The following is a 17,926-nucleotide window of genomic DNA, read 5'->3' as shown; positions in this document are numbered from 1 at the left end:
GCCAGTATCTGGACATATAGCCATCCAGAAGTCTAAAAATTCAAATAATGAACTATCACGGTGGGCAACTAACGCGCCCACCGCTAAGGAGACAGCATGCAACGTCAACAGGCCCCGTTCCGCGCAGACATCGTCGGCAGTTTTTTGCGCCCGGACAGCATTAAACAGGCGCGTCAGCAGCTGGCTGAGGGGATTATCGACGCCGGTCAGCTACGCGAAATTGAGAATAACGCGATCCGTCATCTGGTTCAGCAGCAATGCGACTGCGGCCTGCATGTGGTCACCGACGGTGAGTTTCGGCGCGCATGGTGGCATTTCGATTTCTTCGATGGCCTGCAGGGCGTTGAACGTTACGATGCCGAGCAGGGGATCCAGTTTAACGGCGTGCAGACCAAAGCGCACGGCGTTCGCGTCACCGGCAAGCTGGCGTTTGGCGACCACCCGATGCTGGAGGACTTCCGCTATCTGAAAAGCATCAGCGGCGACGCGCAGCCGAAGATGACCATTCCCAGCCCGAGCGTGCTGCACTTCCGCGGCGGGCGGAAAGATATTGATGCCACCGTTTACCCGGATCTTAGCGACTACTTCGACGATCTGGCCACCACCTGGCGCGACGCGATCCGCGCGTTTTATGACGCCGGCTGCCGCTATCTGCAGCTGGACGATACTGTGTGGGCCTACCTGTGCTCCGATGCCCAGCGTCAGCAGGTACGCGAGCGCGGCGACGATCCGGATGCGCTGGCGCGCATTTATGCCCGGGTGCTGAACCAGGCGCTGGAAGGTAAGCCGGCCGATCTGACGGTGGGCCTGCACGTCTGTCGGGGTAACTTCCGTTCAACCTGGATCTCGGAAGGCGGTTACGAGCCGGTGGCCGAGGTGCTGTTTGGCGGCGTCAATGTCGATGCCTTCTTCCTTGAGTACGACAACGACCGCTCCGGGGATTTCGCGCCGCTGCGCTTTATTCGTCCTGGCCATCAGCAGGTGGTTCTCGGACTGATCACCACCAAAAATGGCGAGCTGGAGAATCCGCAGGGGGTGAAAGCGCGTCTCGCCGAGGCGGCGCAGTACGTGCCGCTCGAGCAGATCTGCCTGAGTCCGCAGTGCGGTTTCGCCTCTACGGAAGAGGGCAATGCCCTCAGCGAAGACCAGCAGTGGCAAAAAGTCCGTCTGGTGACGTCGATCGCCGCCGACGTCTGGTAATGACTTCTTAGCGCAGCGTTGCACCGTGATGAGGCAACGCTGCCGTCCCCACCGTCTCCGCCGCCCACCTGTCCCGCATCCTGCTGTTTTCACAACCTGGCACCGTTTTTGCCTTATCACCTCTGGTTAGCTGTTAATTCTTTATTTTTGCGCTACTCAGGAGTGAATCATGCAACGTAGAACGTTATTAAAAGCTTTTGCACTCTCCGCCTCTGTAATGGCTATGGGTCTTTCATTCCAGGCCTATGCCGCCGACACCATCAAAGTCGGGATCATGCATTCGCTCTCCGGGACGATGGCGATTTCCGAAACGCCGCTGAAGGACGTCGCGCTGATGGCCATCGACGACATCAACGCCAAAGGCGGGGTACTGGGCAAGAAGCTGGAGCCGGTGGTGGTCGACCCGGCCTCCAACTGGCCGCTGTTTGCCGAGAAGGCACGCCAGCTGCTGGCCCAGGATAAAGTGGCGGTGGTGTTTGGCTGCTGGACGTCGGTCTCACGTAAATCGGTGCTGCCGGTGTTTGAGGAGCTGAACGGCCTGCTGTTCTACCCGGTGCAGTATGAAGGGGAAGAGATGTCCCCCAACGTCTTCTATACCGGCGCGGCACCTAACCAGCAGGCTATCCCGGCGGTGGAATACCTGCTAAGTGAGGATGGCGGCGGCGCCAAACGTTTCTTCCTGCTGGGGACGGACTACGTCTATCCGCGCACCACCAACAAGATCCTCCGCGCCTTCCTGCATGCCAAAGGGATCCAGGACAAAGATATCGAGGAGGTCTACACCCCGTTCGGCTACAGCGATTACCAGACCATCGTCGCCAATATCAAAAAATTCTCCGCCGGTGGCAAAACGGCAGTGGTCTCCACCATCAATGGCGATTCCAACGTGCCGTTCTACAAAGAGTTGGCTAACCAGGGTCTGAAAGCGACCGATGTGCCAGTGGTGGCCTTCTCGGTGGGGGAAGAGGAGCTGCGCGGCATCGATACCAAACCGCTGGTCGGCAACCTCGCGGCATGGAACTACTTTGAGTCCGTCGATAATCCGACCAACAAAGCCTTCGTCGCCGACTATCGCGCGTACGCCAAAGCGCACAAGCTGCCGAATGCCGATACGGTGGTGACCAACGATCCGATGGAAGCGACCTGGGTGGGTCTGCATATGTGGGCGCAGGCGGTGACCAAAGCGGGCACCACCGATGTCGATAAAGTGCGCGAGGCGATGGCCGGGCAGACCTTCAACGCGCCGTCCGGTTTTACCCTGACCATGGATGCCACTAACCATCATCTGCATAAGCCGGTGATGATCGGTGAAATTGAAGGCAACGGCCAGTTCAACGTGGTCTGGCAGACCGATAAACCCGTTCGCGCGCAGCCGTGGAGTCCGTGGATCCCCGGTAACGATAAGAAACCTGACCATCCGGTGAAAACCGTCAGCCAGTAAGCGCCAGGGCCGGCGGGGCTGGAGCATAGCGCCCGTCGGCCGCTGACCAGAGGAGAACGACATGAACGCATTGCGTCTCATGAATGTGTTGGCGCTACTGCTGATCCTGCTGCCATGGCGGGCGCAGGCCGCGGAGGCGGACGACTTCGTTGCCGCCAGCCGCAGCCAGCAGGCGCAGCTGTTGACCCAGTGGGCGGCAGCGCCGCAGGCGGATCGTCTGCCGCTGCTGCGGGCGTTGACCACCGAGAGCCTGGTGATGGACGACGGAAAACATGCTTTCCGCACCCGACAGGGCGGATTACAGCCATTGGGCGCTGTCGCCGCGCCGCAGGGCGAAACCCGACCGGTCCGTCTGACCAACAGGCTGCGCAATCTGGCTGCCGGCGCGCTGGCCAGCCACCTTATTTTAAGTGACAACGTCACGGAGAGAGCTTCCGCCGCGCGCACGCTTCAGCGGGAAGCGCCCCCGGCCATGGCCGCGCTGCTGCAACAGCGGCTGCAGGCAGAAACCGATGAAAATGTGCGGGGCCTGCTGGAGGTGGCGCTGGCGCGCCTGCAGCTCACTCAGCCTGAGGCCAGCGCGCGGCTGGCCGCCGTGACGCTGCTTGGCCATTCCGCGGACCCGGAAACCCAGGCGCTGCTGATCCCCTTTACCGATGCCCAGCATGAGCCGGATGCGGCGGTGCGCGAGGCGGCCAGCGACAGCCTGCAAAAGATCAAACATCGTCTGCTGCTCGGCGATCTGCTGGGCCAGGCCTTTATGGGGCTGTCGCTGGGATCGGTGCTGTTGCTGGCCGCGCTGGGGCTGGCGATCACCTATGGCCTGCTGGGGGTGATTAACATGGCCCACGGTGAGATGTTAATGATCGGCGCCTACAGCTGCTGGCTGGTACAGCAGGCGCTGGCGCAGCTCGCGCCGCAATGGCTGGCCTTTTATCCGCTGGTCGCGCTGCCGGTGGCGTTTCTGGTGACCGCCGGGATCGGCATGGCGCTGGAGCGCACCATTATTCGTCATCTGTATGGTCGGCCGCTGGAAACGCTGCTCGCCACCTGGGGGATCAGCCTGATGCTTATCCAGCTGGTGAGGATGCTGTTTGGCGCGCAGAACGTGGAGGTGGCAAACCCGGCCTGGCTCTCCGGCGGCGTGCAGGTCCTGCCGAACCTGATCCTGCCGTGGAACCGGCTGGCGGTGCTGGCGTTCGTCCTGCTGGTGCTGTGTTTTACCTGGCTCATCCTGAACCGTACCCGTCTGGGGATGAACGTCCGCGCCGTGACGCAGAACCGGGCGATGGCCGCCTGCTGCGGCGTGCCTACCGGGCGGGTGGATATGCTGGCTTTTGGCCTCGGCTCCGGTATTGCCGGGCTGGGCGGCGTGGCGCTGTCGCAGCTTGGCAACGTCGGGCCTGAACTGGGTCAGGGATACATCATCGACTCGTTTCTGGTAGTGGTGCTGGGCGGCGTCGGCCAGCTGGCCGGCAGCGTGGCGGCGGCCTTTGGGCTGGGCATTTTCAACAAAATTCTCGAACCCCAAATGGGCGCGGTGCTGGGCAAAATCCTGATCCTGGTGATGATTATTCTGTTTATTCAGAAACGCCCGCAGGGTCTGTTCGCGCTGAAAGGGAGGGTTATTGACTGATGAGCCAACCAATCACCTTAACGCTGGCGCAGCGCGCGCCGCGGCCTCTGCGCTGGCTGGGGATCCTGCTGGTGCTGGGGCTGCTGAGTATGCCATTCCTGGCGCTGCTGCCGGCCTCGCATCCGCTGGCGGTGCCGAGCTGGCTGCTGACGCTGAGCGGCAAAATCCTCTGCTACGCCATTGTGGCGGTGGCGCTGGATCTGGTCTGGGGCTATGCGGGCATGCTGTCGCTGGGGCACGGGATCTTCTTTGCCCTCGGCGGGTACGCCATGGGGATGTACCTGATGCGCCAGGCGGCGGGCGACGGTCTGCCGGCGTTTATGTCTTTTCTCTCCTGGAGCGAGCTGCCCTGGTTCTGGTGGGGCACGCAGCATTTCGCCTGGGCGATGGCGCTGGTGGTGCTGGTTCCCGGTCTGCTGGCCCTGGTTTTCGGCTGGTTTGCCTTTCGCTCGAAGATCAAAGGGGTCTATTTCTCGATCATGACCCAGGCCCTGACCTATGCCGGTATGCTGCTGTTCTTTCGCAACGAGACCGGGTTTGGCGGCAACAACGGCTTCACCGGTTTTACCACGCTGCTGGGTTTTCCGGTCACCGCCACCGGCACCCGCGCCACCCTGTTTATGGCCACGGTTTTGCTGCTGTTGCTGACCCTGTGGCTGGGCTCGGCGCTGGCGCAGAGTAAGTTTGGCCGGATCCTCACCGCGGTGCGTGACGCCGAAAACCGGCTGATGTTCTGCGGGTACGACCCGCGCGGCTTCAAGCTGCTGGTATGGACGCTGTCGGCGGTGCTCTGCGGTCTGGCGGGGGCGTTATATGTCCCGCAGGTCGGGATCATCAACCCCAGCGAAATGTCGCCGACCAACTCCATCGAGGCCGCCATCTGGGTCGCGCTCGGCGGGCGCGGCACCCTGATCGGCCCGGTGCTTGGCGCGGGGCTGGTCAACGGCGCGAAAAGCATTTTCACCGTGGCGATGCCAGAGTACTGGCAGCTGTTTCTGGGCCTCATCTTCATCATCGTGACCCTGTTTTTACCCCGCGGAGTGATGGGCCTGCTGCGTCGAGGAGACCGCTAATGCAACCGGATGAAGGACTGTTTACCCGTCAGCTGCCCGGCGATCGCTTTCGCGAACAAACCGATCCGGTGCTGCAGCTGGAGAATATCAACGTCAGCTTTGACGGTTTCCGGGCGCTGACGGATCTGTCGCTGGCGATAGGCGTCGGCGAACTGCGCTGCGTGATCGGCCCCAACGGGGCGGGCAAGACTACCCTGATGGACGTGATCACCGGCAAGACCCGGCCGCAAAGCGGCAAAGCGCTCTATGACCAGTCGGTGGATCTGACCACTCTTGACCCGGTGGCCATCGCCCGCCAGGGCATCGGGCGCAAGTTTCAGAAGCCGACGGTCTTCGAAGCGCTGACGGTGGCGGAAAATCTCGCCCTGGCGATGAAGGGAGATAAATCAGTGTGGGCCAGCCTGCGCGCCCGGCTGAGCAGCGAACAGGACGATCGGCTGAATGAGGTACTGCGCCTGCTGCGTCTCGACGGCGAGCGCTACCGCCAGGCCGGTCTGCTGTCCCATGGCCAGAAACAGTTCCTTGAGATCGGCATGCTGCTGGTGCAGGAGCCGCATCTGCTGCTGCTTGATGAGCCGGCGGCCGGCATGACCGATGCGGAAACGGAGTATACGGCGGAGCTGTTTCGTACCCTGGCTGGACAGCACTCCCTGATGGTGGTGGAGCACGACATGGGATTTGTCGAGACCATCGCCGACCGGGTGACGGTCCTGCATCAGGGCCAGGTGCTGGCGGAGGGATCGCTGCGGGAGGTGCAGGCCAATGAGCAGGTCATTGAAGTTTATCTGGGACGTTAAGGAGCGCCAATGTTACAGGTGAGTCAGCTACATCAATACTACGGCGGCAGCCATATTTTGCGTGGGGTGGATTTTTCCGCCCGTCAGGGCGAAGTCACCTGCCTGCTGGGGCGCAATGGCGTCGGTAAGACCACGCTGCTGAAATGCCTGATGGGGCTGATCCCGGCGCGCAGCGGTGAGGTACGCTGGCAGGAGCAGAACATCACCCATCGCAAACCGCACCAGCGGGTGCAGGCCGGGGTCGCCTACGTTCCCCAGGGGCGCGAGATATTTCCGCGCCTGACGGTGGAAGAAAACCTGCTGATGGGGCTGTCGCGCTTTCCCGCCCGCGAAGCGCAGCAGGTGCCGGAGGAGATCTACCAGCTTTTCCCGGTGCTCAAGACCATGAAGCAGCGGCGGGGCGGTGACTTATCCGGCGGTCAACAGCAACAGCTGGCGATTGGCCGCGCGCTGGCCAGCCGTCCGCAGCTGCTGATCCTTGATGAACCCACCGAGGGGATCCAGCCCTCCGTCATCAAAGAGATTGGCGAGGTGATCCGCCAGCTGGCGAGCCGGGGGGATATGGCGATCCTGCTGGTGGAACAGTTCTATGACTTTGCCGCCGGGCTGGCGGACCACTACCTGGTGATGTCGCGCGGCGCCATCGTCCAGCAGGGCAAGGGCAGTGATATGGAGAGCGACGGCGTGCGCGCCATGGTGACCATCTGACCAGGCCGGCGGCGTGCGCGCCGCCGGTTTGCGGGCTATTTGCGCAACAGCCGCTGCAGGCGCGCCTGGCGCCAGTTTTTGATCCATTCGCCGAACACGAACAGGCGTAATCCTCTCACCACCAGCAGGGCGCCCCAGATCAGGGCGACCCAGCCGGACCAGTAGTACTGTGGATTAGTGAAGCGGTTAAGCACCGCCAGCAGCACGCAAACCACCAGCGCCACCGACAGCGAACGGAAAAAGCGGCTCTCCTGATGCACCCGCGCTTTGGCTTCCTCTATGCGCAGATCCAGCGAGGCTTCCGGGCCCGGCGCACCCTCCCGCGAGGCTTCGCCGCCGATCTCGGCCACCGTGACCTCAAAGACCGCGGCGAGGGCGCTGAGAGTCTCCAGCCCCGGGCGTTCGCCATTCTCAATACGCTGGATCGTGCGGACGCTGAGACCCGCCATTTCGGCCAGCTGCTCCTGGGACCAGGCGCGCTGTAGCCGTAATTGTTTGACCTGATTGTTGCTGTTCATATTCGTATGCTCCATGACGTTCTGCGGATGTAAACCTGTGATGGAGTATGGTGAACCGGGCCGCCAGCCACCACGACAGCGACCCGACAACGGCCCGACATCAACCCGACAGCCGCATGCCAGCTGGTGTCAGGCGTTAGCCAGCGGACAATCCGGCTGCCAGGGACGGGCATTCATCCCGCGGAAAATCATCAGCCAGGCGGCGACAATCGCCACGATAAGAATGACAAAAAGCGACCAGTGTGGCAGATGGGTGAGGATCATCCCGGTGAACATCGGGTTGAATGCCGCGCCCAGCCACCCCAGCGACTGGGCGGAGAAGTAGCTGGCCTTCATCCCCGGCGGGGCAATATGGTCAATCAGCATATACTCCCCGGGGGCATAAATCACTTCCCCGAGGGTGAAGATCGCCGCCGAGATCCCCCACGCCCACAGGCTGGCGCCAGAGAACATAAAGCCCACGAGGCCGATAACAAAGCAGACGGTGCCGAAGGTCATCAGCGGGCGAATATTTCTGGCGCTCAGCCGCCGGCCAACCGCGTACTGCAAAGCGACCACCACCGCGGCGTTAACCGGCAGCACCACGGCCACCACTTTCTCGGCGAAGTCACTGCTGACGACCACCAGCACATACTGCGAGAGACAGGAGGCGAAAGCGCCGCTGACGAAGGAGGCCAGCAGCCCGGAACAGGTAAACCACAGCAGCGCCCGGTCATGCAGCAACACCGAGGGAGACCAGGCGACAGCGCCCGGCTGGGCCACGGCCACCTCCCGCTGGAGAAACAGCTGAATAAACACCAATGGAAAGGCGGCGCAGGCGGCCGCCAGCCAGAACGGCAAATTGATGCTGTGCATCACCAGCAGTGTGCCGATGGGCGGCCCGACGGTCCAGCCGATATTGAGGATGGTATAGTTCAGCGAGAAGATACGCGCTTTTTTCTCCGGCGTCAGTCGGTCGGCGAACCAGGCTTTTAGCACGGTGGAAAACACCGAGTAGGCGCAGTTGATCAACGCAAAAAAGATCACCACCAGGATAGCGTTATTGACCAGCGGTATCGCGCTAAATCCCAGAATAAACACCAGCACTGACCACACCATATAGCGCTTTTTGTCGAACTTATCCGCGAGGATGCCAAAGCCCATGCTGAACAGCACGCCGACCACCAGCGCCAGCGACAACGCGTAGCCAATCACATCGACATCCAGCTGATAACGTCGGGTGAGGTAGATAGTCATAAACGGCAGTGTGGCCCCGCGGCCAATAGTTAGCAGTAACGACGATGCCAGCAGCGCGATGGTGGAGCGCCTGAGAGTGGTGATCATGATTTCCTTGCCTGTCATGTTGTTATAATTTTACGTCTTCGATCACAAATAACACGCTCATTACGCCTTGTACAGGTCAGCCCGGTCGCCGGTCGCACTTCCTGGCCTGCCAAAAATAATGATCTATCCTGGCGGCCGCTTTTTGGTTACTTTGATTTTGTTCACAAAAATTCTAATAACGACAGAGGCAGGGTATGACGAGGAAAGATGGAATACTGGCGCTGCTGGTAGTGGTGGTGTGGGGGCTTAACTTTGTGGTGATTAAGCTGGGATTACACAATATGCCGCCGCTGATGCTGGCGGGGCTGCGCTTTATGCTGGTCGCCTTCCCGGCGCTGCTGTTTGTATCCCGCCCGGCCATCCCGCTGCGCCTGCTGCTGGGTTATGGCCTGACCATTAGCTTTGGTCAGTTTGCCTTTCTGTTCTGCGCTATTGGCCTGGGTATGCCTGCCGGGCTGGCTTCGCTGGTGCTGCAGGCGCAAGCCTTCTTCACCATCATTCTCGGCGCCTTCGTCTTTGGCGAACGTCTGCAGGGCAAGCAACTGGCGGGGATCGCCCTGGCGATCTTTGGCGTGCTGGTGCTGGTGGAGGGCAGCCTTGGCGGGGAGCATGTGCCGCTGGTGGGCTTTATGCTGACCCTGGCGGCGGCGCTCAGCTGGGCCTGCGGTAATATCTTCAACAAGAAAATCATGTCGCATGCCGCCCGGCCGCCCATTATGTCGCTGGTGGTGTGGAGCGCGTTGATCCCGGTGCTGCCGTTTATGCTGGCCTCATGGCTGATTGATGGCCCGCAGACCATGCTGGCGAGCCTGCAACACATCGATCTGCTGACGATACTGTCGCTGCTCTATCTGGCATTTATCGCCACTATCGTCGGCTATGGTATCTGGGGATCGCTGCTGGGGCGCTATGAGACCTGGCGGGTGGCGCCGCTGTCGCTGCTGGTGCCGGTGGTGGGGATGGCCAGCGCTGCGCTGTTGCTGGGGGAGACGCTGAGCGGACTGCAGCTCACCGGGGCGGTACTGATTATGGCCGGGCTCTATATTAACGTCTTCGGCTTACGTCTGGTGCGGCCGGGTATGGCGCGCGGATAAAAAAAAGCCCCGAAGAAGGGGCTACACAATTATGCGTGTAATGGCATCACAGGTCGTGCTGCTGGTAGTACGGCACGCCCAGTTCGTCGGATTTATCACTGCCAGCCGCCATATGATTGAAATCAAATGGCGAATCGTTATGTTCCGAAGGGATAATCATTGTATCACGCTGGTTTTGACGCACCGGCGTGGTGTTTTGCTCCGCATAGCTGAGGCTGGAGACCAGCGACAGGAGTACGATAGCTGCGGCAGCGAATAATTTCATGATTTCCTCAATACGTCTTTGATAATACAGGCGATTAACATCAGTTATTTAGCGGATGCAGATAGCGGGATTCGCCAGGTACATTCGTTATGCGATACTTGTGGGGCGGAACATCGAAATAGTTCTTGAACGTTCGCGTCAGGGTCTGCTGCGACTCGAAACCGTAGCGTTCCGCCAGGTACAAAATGGGCTCATTGCTCTGCTTGAGCTTTTGCGCAATCTCCGTCAGCTTGCGGCTGCGGATGTACTGGCCGAGGGAATGGCCGGTCTCTTTCTTAAACATACGTTGCAGGTGCCACTTGGAGTAACCTGAACGCTCAGACACTTTTTCCAGCGACAGGGGCGATTCCAGGTTATCCTCGATCCACGACAAAATACTATGGATAGTGATGGCGTCATTATTACGTCTGGACATCATCTTACCTCTTCTTATTTTACGGCAGGACCTTCTTGAGTAGTTGCTCAAGCGCGACGACTTCGTCCGCCGACAGATTTTTTGTTAACTCCTGGTGTAACTTCTGACCCACAACCTGATGACACTGCTCGCAAAGGGCTGCGCCGTCCGGTGTCAACTGCACCAGCACGCCGCGCTTGTCAGCGGGGTTGGGTAACCGTTCAATCCAGCCTTTGCACGCCAGGCGGTCGAGCATACGCGTCATCGCGCCCGGGTCGACGGAAAGCACGGTTTTCAGCTCAACGGGGGTAATACATACCTCGCAACGAATGGAACAGAGCACGCGAAACTGGGTCGCGGTAATATCCATGGGTGAGAGGTAGTCGTTGAGCAGGCGATCTTTTTTCTGGTTAACCATCTGGATCAAGCGGCCCAACGGGATCATTTCATTAAACAGGTCGCTGGTACTTTTCATGATGGTTGCCCAGGCAAGTAATTAGTTGCAGGTGATACTATTGCCCAGGCAATCATAAGTCAACATTATGAATTGGCCGATGCCACGATTTGCTAAAATAAAAAAATCTGACGTGGGTCACTGTTTGTGGTTTTGCTAACGCTTGTTAATTTTTAGCGGAAGTGGTTTATCAGCAGGCTGGCGGCGAAAGTGTCGAAGCCGGTATACTCACGGAACGAAACAATACTTAAAAAATGAATATTAACGGGACTTTAATTAACTATGTTCGATTTGTTTAAAGCAATAGGGCTTGGCCTGGCGGTGCTTTTACCGCTGGCAAACCCACTCACAACCGTGGCGCTGTTCCTCGGCCTGGCGGGCAATATGAACAACGCCGAGCGGAACAAGCAGGCGTTGATGGCATCGGTGTATGTGTTCGCCATTCTGATGGTGTCGTGGTATGCCGGTCAGGTGGTGATGAATACATTCGGCATATCAATACCTGGGCTGCGTATCGCCGGGGGATTGATTGTGGCCTTTATCGGTTTCCGCATGCTGTTCCCCCAGCAAAAAGCCCACGATTCGATGGAAGCGAAGATCAAATCGGAAGAACTGCAGGATGAACCGACCGCCAATATCGCCTTTGTGCCGCTGGCGATGCCAAGCACCGCCGGTCCGGGAACCATCGCGATGATTATTAGCTCCGCCTCGACCGTTAAGCACGGCGTGGACTTCCCGGAGTGGGTGGTACTGGCGGCGCCGCCGATCATCTTTTTGCTGTTAGGGGTGATTCTGTGGGCTTGTCTGCGCAGTTCCGGCGCGATTATGCGTCTGGTAGGCAAAGGCGGCATCGAGGCCATTTCGCGGCTGATGGGCTTCCTGCTGGTCTGTATGGGCGTGCAGTTTATTATTAATGGCGTGCTGGAGATCATTTCGACCTGGCACCCCTGATCGCCCCGGATGGGATGAGAGACAACAGCCTGCCGGTAGCCATGCCGGCAGGCTTTTTTATCGCGGTAACTCAGGAGTGGTGCGGTTGATGGTCTTCCAGCGATACCGGCCAGCGGCGGAAGATCATCAGAGACCATACCAGCGCGGCCAGCGCCGGGATGGCACCGATGTAGCCGATGGAAGCCATCGACAGATGCAGACTCACCTGGCTGCCCACCAGCGCGCCAGCGCCAATACCAATATTAAAGATGCCCGAGAACAGGGACATGGCGACGTCGGTGGCATCCGGCGCGGAAGCCAGCACTTTTACCTGCATACCGAGGCCGATAATCATGATCGCCACGCCCCAGAAGATACTGAGCAGCATCAGATGATGTGCATTGTCCGAGGCAGGCAGGAGCAACAGCAGGCAGGCCAGCAGCAGGCCGATAGCGATGCTAATCAGCCCGGAAGCGTGCTGGTTGCCGAGCTTACCGAACAGAATGCTGCCGATAATACCGGCCCCGCCGAGGATCAACAGCAGCACGGTAGCAAAGTTGCCGCTCAGGCCCGCCACCGTCTGGACAAAGGGCTCGATATAGCTGTAGGCGGTATAGTGGGCGGTCACCACCACCACGGTCAGAATATAAACGCTGACCAGCGCCGGGCGGCGGAACAGCACCGGCAGGCTTTTCAGCGAGCCAGAATGTTCGCTCGGTAGCGTCGGCAGCAGTTTTACCAGACAGGCAAGGGTGGCTAACGCGCCGAGGCCAATCGCCAGGAAGGTCATTCGCCAGCCAAAATACTGGCCGATGATGCGGCCAATCGGAATACCGAACACCATCGCCAGGGCTGTACCGGTGGCGATCAGGCTCAGCGCCTGCGCCCGTTTGCCAGGCGGCGCCATACGGATGGCCAGCGCTGAGGTAATCGACCAGAAAACCGCATGCGCAAAAGCGATGCCAATGCGGCTAATCACCAGGACGTCAAAACTCCACGCAAAAAACGACAGAACGTGGCTGGCAATAAACAGAATAAACAGGCCGATGAGCAGCCGCCGGCGCTCCATTTTGCTGGTCAGCAGCATAAACGGCAGCGACATCAGCGCCACCACCCACGCATAAATGGTGAGCATCATGCCCACCTGGGCGGTTTCCATGCCGAAGCTGCCGGCAATATCGGACAGCAGACCGACAGGGGCGAATTCTGTGGTGTTAAAAATAAACGCGGCGATGGCCAACGTCACGACACGTAGCCACGCTACCTTGCGTGAGACCGTATTCGTAGTCATAAGCTCTGGACGGGTGATTCAAGGGAAGATGTGACGGTGATCTTAAAACGATTACTGGCGAAAAGACAATCATTTTGTGATCTGCATCTCATTTCGCTGCAAGTGGCTGGCCGCGGTTAAGCAATTAATTTTGCTATGGATAGTGTCAGGGGAGCGCTTTTATGTCATGTTGAAGGAAAGTAAAAAAAGTAAGGACAGTGTATGCAGGAAATTCAATTTTATCTGGTCGATGCCTTCAGCGATAAAAACTTTGGCGGTAATGCCGCGGCCGTTTGCCCGCTCAGCGAGTGGTTAGCGGACGATGTATTGCTGAAAATGGCCCAACAGCATAACCAGTCCGAAACGGCGTTTTTCGTCCACACCGACGAAGGCTATCAGCTGCGCTGGTTTACCACGCTGGGCGAGATCAACCTCTGCGGCCACGCCACCCTGGCGACGGCGCATGTTATTTTCGAGTATCTTGACCATCCCTCGGCGACGATTACCTTCAGCACCCGTTTTGTCGGTGAACTGCGGGTGACCCGCAGCGGCGACTGGCTGACGCTCGACTTCCCGGCGTGGACGACCACCCCGGTGGACAACCCGCCGGCGGACCTGCTGGCCGGACTGGGGCTTGAGTCTGCCGTCGAGGTGCGGGAAGGGCGTGATTATCTGGTCGTGCTGGCGGATCGCCAGCAGGTTGAAGCGGTGCAGACCGATATGGCACGTCTGCAGAAGCTCGGCAAAATGATCTGCGTCAGCGCGCCGGATGAGGAGTATGACTTTGTCAGCCGCTTCTTCTGCCCGGGAGAAGGGGTGCCAGAGGATCCGGTGACCGGCTCCGCCCACAGCATGCTGATCCCCTGGTGGGGCGAAAAGCTGGGCAAAACCACCATGATGGCGCGCCAGGTCTCCGCCCGCGGCGGCGACCTGCGCTGCCAGTGGCAGGGCGACAGGGTGCTGATTAGCGGCCAGGCCACCACCTATCTGCGCGGAACGGTTTACCTGCGTTAATCATCGCCACCGCGTCGCCCCGGGGAGCGGTAATCTACTTCCGCTCCCCGGGGCGACATAGCATCAGCCCAGCGATGCGCCGCCACACATCACCAGCTCCTGTCCGGTCATCGCCGATGCGCCCTCGCTCAGCAACCAGCTCACCAGAGAGACCACTTCCTGCGGAGTAATGAGTCGCCCAAGCGGCGGAAGCCGCGGCGGGGAACTTTCTCTGCCTGGCTGGTGAAGCATCGGCGTATCGGTTGCCCCGGGAGCCACGACGTTGACCGTCACCCCGGCAGGCGCCAGCTCTGCCGCCCAGCTCCTGGCGAGAGCGACCAGCGCGGCTTTGGTGGCCGCATACTGCGAGCGACCAGCGGCGCCTCGTGACGTACGGCTTCCCAGCAGAACGATCCTCCCGCCTGGCCCCATGGTCGGGGCGAAGTGATTGACCAATGTCTGAGCCGCATCGACGTGTAAACGCCACAGCGACTCGCTGCGCTGAGGGTCCAGATTGCCCAGAGTGGCGGCCGCCATTGAACCCGCGGCGTGAATGATGGCCTGAGGGGGCTCAATCTGCTCCAGCGCCGCCAGCAGCGCGCTGCGTTGGCTGACGTCGACCATCAGATGGCGAAAGTTCGGCTGTGAGAAGGGCGGCAGCGAACGGCTCATGCCGATCACCTGCCAGCCGTCCGCCAGCAACTGCCTCACCACTGCGGCGCCGATCCCGGAGCTGGCCCCGGTTACCATTGCCCGCTTCATCGCGCCTCCAGCATCTCAGCGGGGATTTTGAATACCGCCTTTCTGACCGGCGCTGGCGTCGAAACCGCACACAGCGCCTGGTGCGGTTCGCCGGGGTAAAAGACCGCGAAGTCGCCGGGACGCAGCAGAATAGAGACACTCTCCGGGGCCGGCTGACATATATAGAGGTCGGGCTTAAGCTCATTATCTTCCGGGCGCATCGCGGGAGCCATGCCCGCCTGGATCCGCTCCTCGCCGGCCAGGATGACCTGAATATCCGCCCACTGGCGATGATATTCCGTATGCCGCTCGGCCGCAGGCTGGGTTTGCACCACGCTGAGGGTGCAGAACCACGGCGCACCGTCGGGCTGGAAGCGGCCATTCTCTCTGGCACTGAGGGCAGCCAGCGAACAGGCCTCGCTGCTCAATAGCTGCTTTAACGCCGGCGGCAGACCAGCCTGCTGCAGCGCCTGCAGATTACCGATAATCATGCGCTTTCTCCTTTTACCCACTGTGGCGAGACACGAACATACTTGATCGCCTGGCGATACCAGGTGTAGGCGATATGCAAATTACCGTCTGCTCCCTGTTTGATGCTGGGGTAGGAGAACTCCCGGTTCAGCTTCTGCTCCGAATTATTGGTCATGCAGTAGCCGTCACCCTCATCGAGATTGCGCAGCCACGGCCAGCTTTCACCACCATCGGCTGAAATAGCGACGGTCATCGGCGCGCGTGGTGCGCCCCAGAAGGCGCTTTTCCCGGTCGCTTCCGGCTCCCTTCGGCCATCGTCGTCAGCAATTTCATCATACAGCGAGGCGCGGCGTTCCGTGGCGCCGGCGGCGCTCATATTATTGAACACCAGCGCCAGTTCGCCATTGTCCAGGGTGGTCGCCTGAATGGACGAGTTGTTGTTCGGAAGCGTCGTCGGTACCGGCGCAGACCAGCTCTCTCCCTGGTCGCTGGACTGGCTGAACCAGATATGATCCGCCCAGCGGCTGCGGAAGAAGGCTGCCAGTCTGCCGTCCGGAAGCGGAGTGATACTCATATGGACACAACCCAGGCTCTCCGGGACCGCCACGTCACGCCAGCTTTTTCCGCAGTCTGAAGAGATCTTCACCGCGCTGACGTCATTGTTACCCACCCATTTCTCGCCGGGTTCGGTACGGCAGTAAAAGACCGGCAGCAGCCAGTTGCCGTCAGACATAACGCTTATTGGCTGGCGAATAAAGGTACCCGGTTGATCCAGCAGCGTATCGATGGCCCCCCAGCTTCGTCCGCCATCGTGGGAGAGGCGGTAGCGCACAATGGCGGTATCCTGGTTTCCGGCAAATTGCGCTGTCCACAACAGCCACAGCACGTTATCGGGCGCCTGAAATAGCACCGGGTTTTGTTCTGAGCGGTCTGGATCATCAGATAGCTTGACTGCCTCACTCCAGCGGTCACTGCCGGGGGCTAACCGCGATCCCCAGATAGAGATATCGGCTTTTCCCTCCTGGGAGCCGCCAAACCAGACGCACATCAGGCTGCCGTCATCCAGCGGCAGCAGATTGGCGGCATGGTTCTGCGGGCAGGCGCAGGGAAGCATTGCCCATGCGATGTGTTCATCTTGCTGGTGTTGGCGAATGACGCCGTCAAAAGGCGGAATTACGGTCATGTTTTATACTCCACGTTGCTCAACTGGGGCGGGGGATGGTTGTGATTTATTTGGGATCAGGCGGTCAATCACCATGATGATGGCCGGGGTTGCCAGGGCGACATACATGTTATTGATGCCGAACGGGTCGCCGAGTAAATACCAGACGGACGTCACCACACAGGCGCCGATCAGGCCGGCATTCGCGCCCCGAGTGCTTCTGAAGAAGGGGGCATAGAAGGCGATGACCGCCACCACGGTAATGGAGAGGCGAATGGCGCGGGTAAAGAAGGAGAGTTTCAGCACCTCCGGTACCAGCAGCACAAAGATCAGCGGCAGGAAGCCGATAATTAGCGACGCCCAGCGTGTGGCTCTGAACTCCTGGTCCGGCGTTGGGTTGCGCCATGGTACGTAAAAATCCTTCACCACCAGCGAGGCAATGGCCAGGGCTACGGTACTTACGCTGACGAAAATCGATGCCACAAGTGACGTTGTCACCAGACCTGCCAGCCACGGGTTCATGTCCTGCAGAAAGACCGGGAGGGCATACAGGCTGTTGATCTCGGGATGCAGGTATTTCGCCGCGACGCCGATAATGGCGATGGCAAAGGCGATAGGCAGGCAGAAAAAGAAGGCGATCCAGGTGGAACGTTTCGCTGACCGAACGTCTTTGGTTGAGCTAATGGCCTGAATGACAAACTGGGTGCAAAAAATGGAGCCGATAGTGCCGATGAGCCAGGCGAAGATCGTGCCAGCACCAATGTTGCCATCCCATGTCCAGTAATAATCCGGCATCTTCTCCATCATCGGCGAGAAGCCGCCGGTTTTGGACAGGGCAAAACCCAGAATGATCAGCAGACCGGCGTATTTTAACGCGCTGTGTAACATGGTGACCCAGGCGACGCCCTTCATGCCGCCGAACGCGAAATAAAAGGTACTCACAATGGCGGTAATAAAGGCGGCTACCGGTAAATTCACTTTTAATACGGTGGAGATGGCTGCGGCACCGCTGACGTAGTTACCCACGTTAACCAGCAGCAGCGCATAAATCATAATCAGGGAGATAATATTTTTGGTACTGTTGCCATATTTTTCAGCGATGGCGCCGGAAATGGTGATTTTTCCGGTGTTATAGATGCGTTTCACCAGGATTAAACCGAACAGCGGAAAGCCGATGGCTGCCCCCAGCACGGACCACGAGGCGGCAATTCCGCTCTCAAAGGCGGCCTGGGCAGTACCGATGGTCGATTTGGCGCCAATATATTCTGACATCAGTAATATACCGACAATAAAGGCCGGCATGGCGCGCGAGCCTTCCATAAAATCCCCGGAATTTTTACTACGAATACGGAATGTCAGCCAGGTGGTAAACAGAATATAGGCAATAACAATGCCGACAATAATAAAGGTATCTTCAGCGGTAAAATGATTCATCTTAGCCTCTCTCTGGGCGTAC

Annotated in this window: 19 protein-coding genes and 1 pseudogene; 10 read left to right on the top strand and 10 right to left on the bottom strand. The window is 59.4% G+C overall.

The genetic code is table 11. The annotated features are described in order from the left end of the window. Positions 1–96: 96 nt before the first annotated feature. From N438_RS03650 to urtE, 6 genes are all read left to right on the top strand, one after another. Entirely contained in the window at positions 97–1,200 is a 1,104-nt protein-coding gene (locus tag N438_RS03650; RefSeq protein ID WP_012541782.1) for a cobalamin-independent methionine synthase II family protein, read from the top strand. A gap of 169 nt (positions 1,201–1,369) precedes the next feature. Continuing rightward, positions 1,370–2,641 carry an urea ABC transporter substrate-binding protein gene (gene urtA / locus N438_RS03645; protein WP_012968272.1) on the top strand — a complete coding sequence of 424 codons (1,272 nt, stop codon included), beginning with the start codon at positions 1,370–1,372 and terminating at the stop codon, positions 2,639–2,641. A 61-nt stretch (positions 2,642–2,702) separates the two neighbouring features. Next, positions 2,703–4,277: an urea ABC transporter permease subunit UrtB gene (urtB, locus tag N438_RS03640; protein WP_064176281.1), complete on the top strand. Its 1,575-nt coding sequence runs from the start codon at positions 2,703–2,705 to the stop codon at positions 4,275–4,277. Continuing rightward, positions 4,277–5,350: an urea ABC transporter permease subunit UrtC gene (gene urtC / locus N438_RS03635; RefSeq protein WP_008804969.1), complete on the top strand. Its 1,074-nt coding sequence runs from the start codon at positions 4,277–4,279 to the stop codon at positions 5,348–5,350. The genes urtB and urtC overlap by 1 nt, the downstream gene beginning before the upstream one ends. Then, positions 5,350–6,147, top strand: coding sequence for an urea ABC transporter ATP-binding protein UrtD (urtD, locus tag N438_RS03630; RefSeq protein ID WP_002904321.1), 798 nt, complete (start codon positions 5,350–5,352; stop codon positions 6,145–6,147). Before urtC ends, urtD begins: the two co-directional genes overlap by 1 nt. Before the next feature lie 9 nt (positions 6,148–6,156). Beyond that, the gene (gene urtE, locus N438_RS03625; protein ID WP_023322580.1) at positions 6,157–6,855 is read left to right on the top strand and encodes an urea ABC transporter ATP-binding subunit UrtE; all 699 of its coding nucleotides are present in this window, start codon (positions 6,157–6,159) and stop codon (positions 6,853–6,855) included. A 35-nt stretch (positions 6,856–6,890) separates the two neighbouring features. On the opposite strand, the gene N438_RS03620 is transcribed toward urtE, so the two are convergent. Together N438_RS03620 and ydeE are read right to left on the bottom strand one after the other, a co-directional pair. Then, a complete protein-coding gene (locus N438_RS03620) occupies positions 6,891–7,373 on the bottom strand; it encodes a helix-turn-helix domain-containing protein (protein ID WP_012541779.1) in 483 nt (160 codons plus the stop codon). Between the two features lie 129 nt (positions 7,374–7,502). Further along, positions 7,503–8,696 carry an efflux MFS transporter YdeE gene (gene ydeE, locus N438_RS03615; protein WP_064323484.1) on the bottom strand — a complete coding sequence of 398 codons (1,194 nt, stop codon included), beginning with the start codon at positions 8,694–8,696 and terminating at the stop codon, positions 7,503–7,505. 194 nt (positions 8,697–8,890) lie between these two features. On the opposite strand from ydeE, the gene eamA reads away from it, so the two are divergent. Next, the gene (gene eamA, locus N438_RS03610; protein WP_064323485.1) at positions 8,891–9,790 is read left to right on the top strand and encodes an O-acetylserine/cysteine exporter; all 900 of its coding nucleotides are present in this window, start codon (positions 8,891–8,893) and stop codon (positions 9,788–9,790) included. Positions 9,791–9,836: 46 nt separating this feature from the next. On the opposite strand, the gene marB is transcribed toward eamA, so the two are convergent. From marB to marR, 3 genes are read right to left on the bottom strand one after another with little or no spacing between them, the layout of a single operon-like run. Further along, on the bottom strand, positions 9,837–10,055 hold the full coding sequence (gene marB / locus N438_RS03605; RefSeq protein WP_008804964.1) for a multiple antibiotic resistance protein MarB: 219 nt from the start codon (positions 10,053–10,055) through the stop codon (positions 9,837–9,839). A 40-nt stretch (positions 10,056–10,095) separates the two neighbouring features. Continuing rightward, on the bottom strand, positions 10,096–10,470 hold the full coding sequence (gene marA, locus N438_RS03600) for an MDR efflux pump AcrAB transcriptional activator MarA (protein ID WP_002904397.1): 375 nt from the start codon (positions 10,468–10,470) through the stop codon (positions 10,096–10,098). 19 nt (positions 10,471–10,489) lie between these two features. After that, entirely contained in the window at positions 10,490–10,924 is a 435-nt protein-coding gene (marR, locus tag N438_RS03595; RefSeq protein WP_008804963.1) for a multiple antibiotic resistance transcriptional regulator MarR, read from the bottom strand. 107 nt (positions 10,925–11,031) lie between these two features. Here marR and N438_RS29055 point away from each other — a divergent pair. Together N438_RS29055 and N438_RS03590 are read left to right on the top strand one after the other, a co-directional pair. Next, a pseudogene (locus tag N438_RS29055) lies at positions 11,032–11,154 on the top strand (hypothetical protein). A gap of 31 nt (positions 11,155–11,185) precedes the next feature. Then, positions 11,186–11,854, top strand: coding sequence for a MarC family NAAT transporter (locus N438_RS03590; RefSeq protein ID WP_002904403.1), 669 nt, complete (start codon positions 11,186–11,188; stop codon positions 11,852–11,854). Positions 11,855–11,924: 70 nt separating this feature from the next. Here N438_RS03590 and N438_RS03585 read toward each other — a convergent pair whose 3' ends face one another. Further along, the gene (locus N438_RS03585; RefSeq protein ID WP_008804962.1) at positions 11,925–13,124 is read right to left on the bottom strand and encodes a sugar transporter; all 1,200 of its coding nucleotides are present in this window, start codon (positions 13,122–13,124) and stop codon (positions 11,925–11,927) included. A 201-nt stretch (positions 13,125–13,325) separates the two neighbouring features. On the opposite strand from N438_RS03585, the gene N438_RS03580 reads away from it, so the two are divergent. Further along, positions 13,326–14,117, top strand: coding sequence for a PhzF family phenazine biosynthesis protein (locus N438_RS03580; protein WP_116696086.1), 792 nt, complete (start codon positions 13,326–13,328; stop codon positions 14,115–14,117). A 63-nt stretch (positions 14,118–14,180) separates the two neighbouring features. Here N438_RS03580 and N438_RS03575 read toward each other — a convergent pair whose 3' ends face one another. The 4 genes from N438_RS03575 to N438_RS03560 are packed head-to-tail and all read right to left on the bottom strand — an operon-like array spanning position 14,181 to position 17,904. Continuing rightward, on the bottom strand, positions 14,181–14,858 hold the full coding sequence (locus N438_RS03575) for an SDR family oxidoreductase (protein WP_004183978.1): 678 nt from the start codon (positions 14,856–14,858) through the stop codon (positions 14,181–14,183). After that, positions 14,855–15,328: a YhcH/YjgK/YiaL family protein gene (locus N438_RS03570; protein WP_008804960.1), complete on the bottom strand. Its 474-nt coding sequence runs from the start codon at positions 15,326–15,328 to the stop codon at positions 14,855–14,857. Before N438_RS03570 ends, N438_RS03575 begins: the two co-directional genes overlap by 4 nt. Next, entirely contained in the window at positions 15,325–16,491 is a 1,167-nt protein-coding gene (locus N438_RS03565; RefSeq protein WP_016160991.1) for an exo-alpha-sialidase, read from the bottom strand. Before N438_RS03565 ends, N438_RS03570 begins: the two co-directional genes overlap by 4 nt. Before the next feature lie 3 nt (positions 16,492–16,494). Beyond that, a complete protein-coding gene (locus N438_RS03560; RefSeq protein ID WP_004151621.1) occupies positions 16,495–17,904 on the bottom strand; it encodes a sodium:solute symporter family protein in 1,410 nt (469 codons plus the stop codon). Between the last annotated feature and the right edge of the window lie 22 nt (positions 17,905–17,926).

Source organism: Klebsiella sp. GL120222-02 (assembly GCF_003097195.1).
In the GTDB taxonomy this organism is placed as follows: domain Bacteria; phylum Pseudomonadota; class Gammaproteobacteria; order Enterobacterales; family Enterobacteriaceae; genus Klebsiella; species Klebsiella variicola.
This window is presented reverse-complemented; position numbering and strand designations above follow the sequence as displayed.

Excerpts from the sequence above, each read along its gene's own strand:
- N438_RS03620 (WP_012541779.1), bottom strand. The coding sequence starts at position 7,373 with ATGAACAGCAACAATCAGGTCAAACAATTACGGCTACAGCGCGCCTGG.
- urtC (WP_008804969.1), top strand. The coding sequence starts at position 4,277 with ATGAGCCAACCAATCACCTTAACGCTGGCGCAGCGCGCGCCGCGGCCT.
- N438_RS03575 (WP_004183978.1), bottom strand. The coding sequence starts at position 14,858 with ATGAAGCGGGCAATGGTAACCGGGGCCAGCTCCGGGATCGGCGCCGCA.
- N438_RS03585 (WP_008804962.1), bottom strand. The coding sequence starts at position 13,124 with ATGACTACGAATACGGTCTCACGCAAGGTAGCGTGGCTACGTGTCGTG.
- N438_RS03560 (WP_004151621.1), bottom strand. The coding sequence starts at position 17,904 with ATGAATCATTTTACCGCTGAAGATACCTTTATTATTGTCGGCATTGTT.
- urtB (WP_064176281.1), top strand. The coding sequence starts at position 2,703 with ATGAACGCATTGCGTCTCATGAATGTGTTGGCGCTACTGCTGATCCTG.
- eamA (WP_064323485.1), top strand. The coding sequence starts at position 8,891 with ATGACGAGGAAAGATGGAATACTGGCGCTGCTGGTAGTGGTGGTGTGG.
- marR (WP_008804963.1), bottom strand. The coding sequence starts at position 10,924 with ATGAAAAGTACCAGCGACCTGTTTAATGAAATGATCCCGTTGGGCCGC.
- N438_RS03650 (WP_012541782.1), top strand. The coding sequence starts at position 97 with ATGCAACGTCAACAGGCCCCGTTCCGCGCAGACATCGTCGGCAGTTTT.
- N438_RS03570 (WP_008804960.1), bottom strand. The coding sequence starts at position 15,328 with ATGATTATCGGTAATCTGCAGGCGCTGCAGCAGGCTGGTCTGCCGCCG.
- N438_RS03580 (WP_116696086.1), top strand. The coding sequence starts at position 13,326 with ATGCAGGAAATTCAATTTTATCTGGTCGATGCCTTCAGCGATAAAAAC.
- ydeE (WP_064323484.1), bottom strand. The coding sequence starts at position 8,696 with ATGATCACCACTCTCAGGCGCTCCACCATCGCGCTGCTGGCATCGTCG.
- urtE (WP_023322580.1), top strand. The coding sequence starts at position 6,157 with ATGTTACAGGTGAGTCAGCTACATCAATACTACGGCGGCAGCCATATT.
- marB (WP_008804964.1), bottom strand. The coding sequence starts at position 10,055 with ATGAAATTATTCGCTGCCGCAGCTATCGTACTCCTGTCGCTGGTCTCC.
- urtA (WP_012968272.1), top strand. The coding sequence starts at position 1,370 with ATGCAACGTAGAACGTTATTAAAAGCTTTTGCACTCTCCGCCTCTGTA.
- marA (WP_002904397.1), bottom strand. The coding sequence starts at position 10,470 with ATGTCCAGACGTAATAATGACGCCATCACTATCCATAGTATTTTGTCG.
- N438_RS03590 (WP_002904403.1), top strand. The coding sequence starts at position 11,186 with ATGTTCGATTTGTTTAAAGCAATAGGGCTTGGCCTGGCGGTGCTTTTA.
- urtD (WP_002904321.1), top strand. The coding sequence starts at position 5,350 with ATGCAACCGGATGAAGGACTGTTTACCCGTCAGCTGCCCGGCGATCGC.
- N438_RS03565 (WP_016160991.1), bottom strand. The coding sequence starts at position 16,491 with ATGACCGTAATTCCGCCTTTTGACGGCGTCATTCGCCAACACCAGCAA.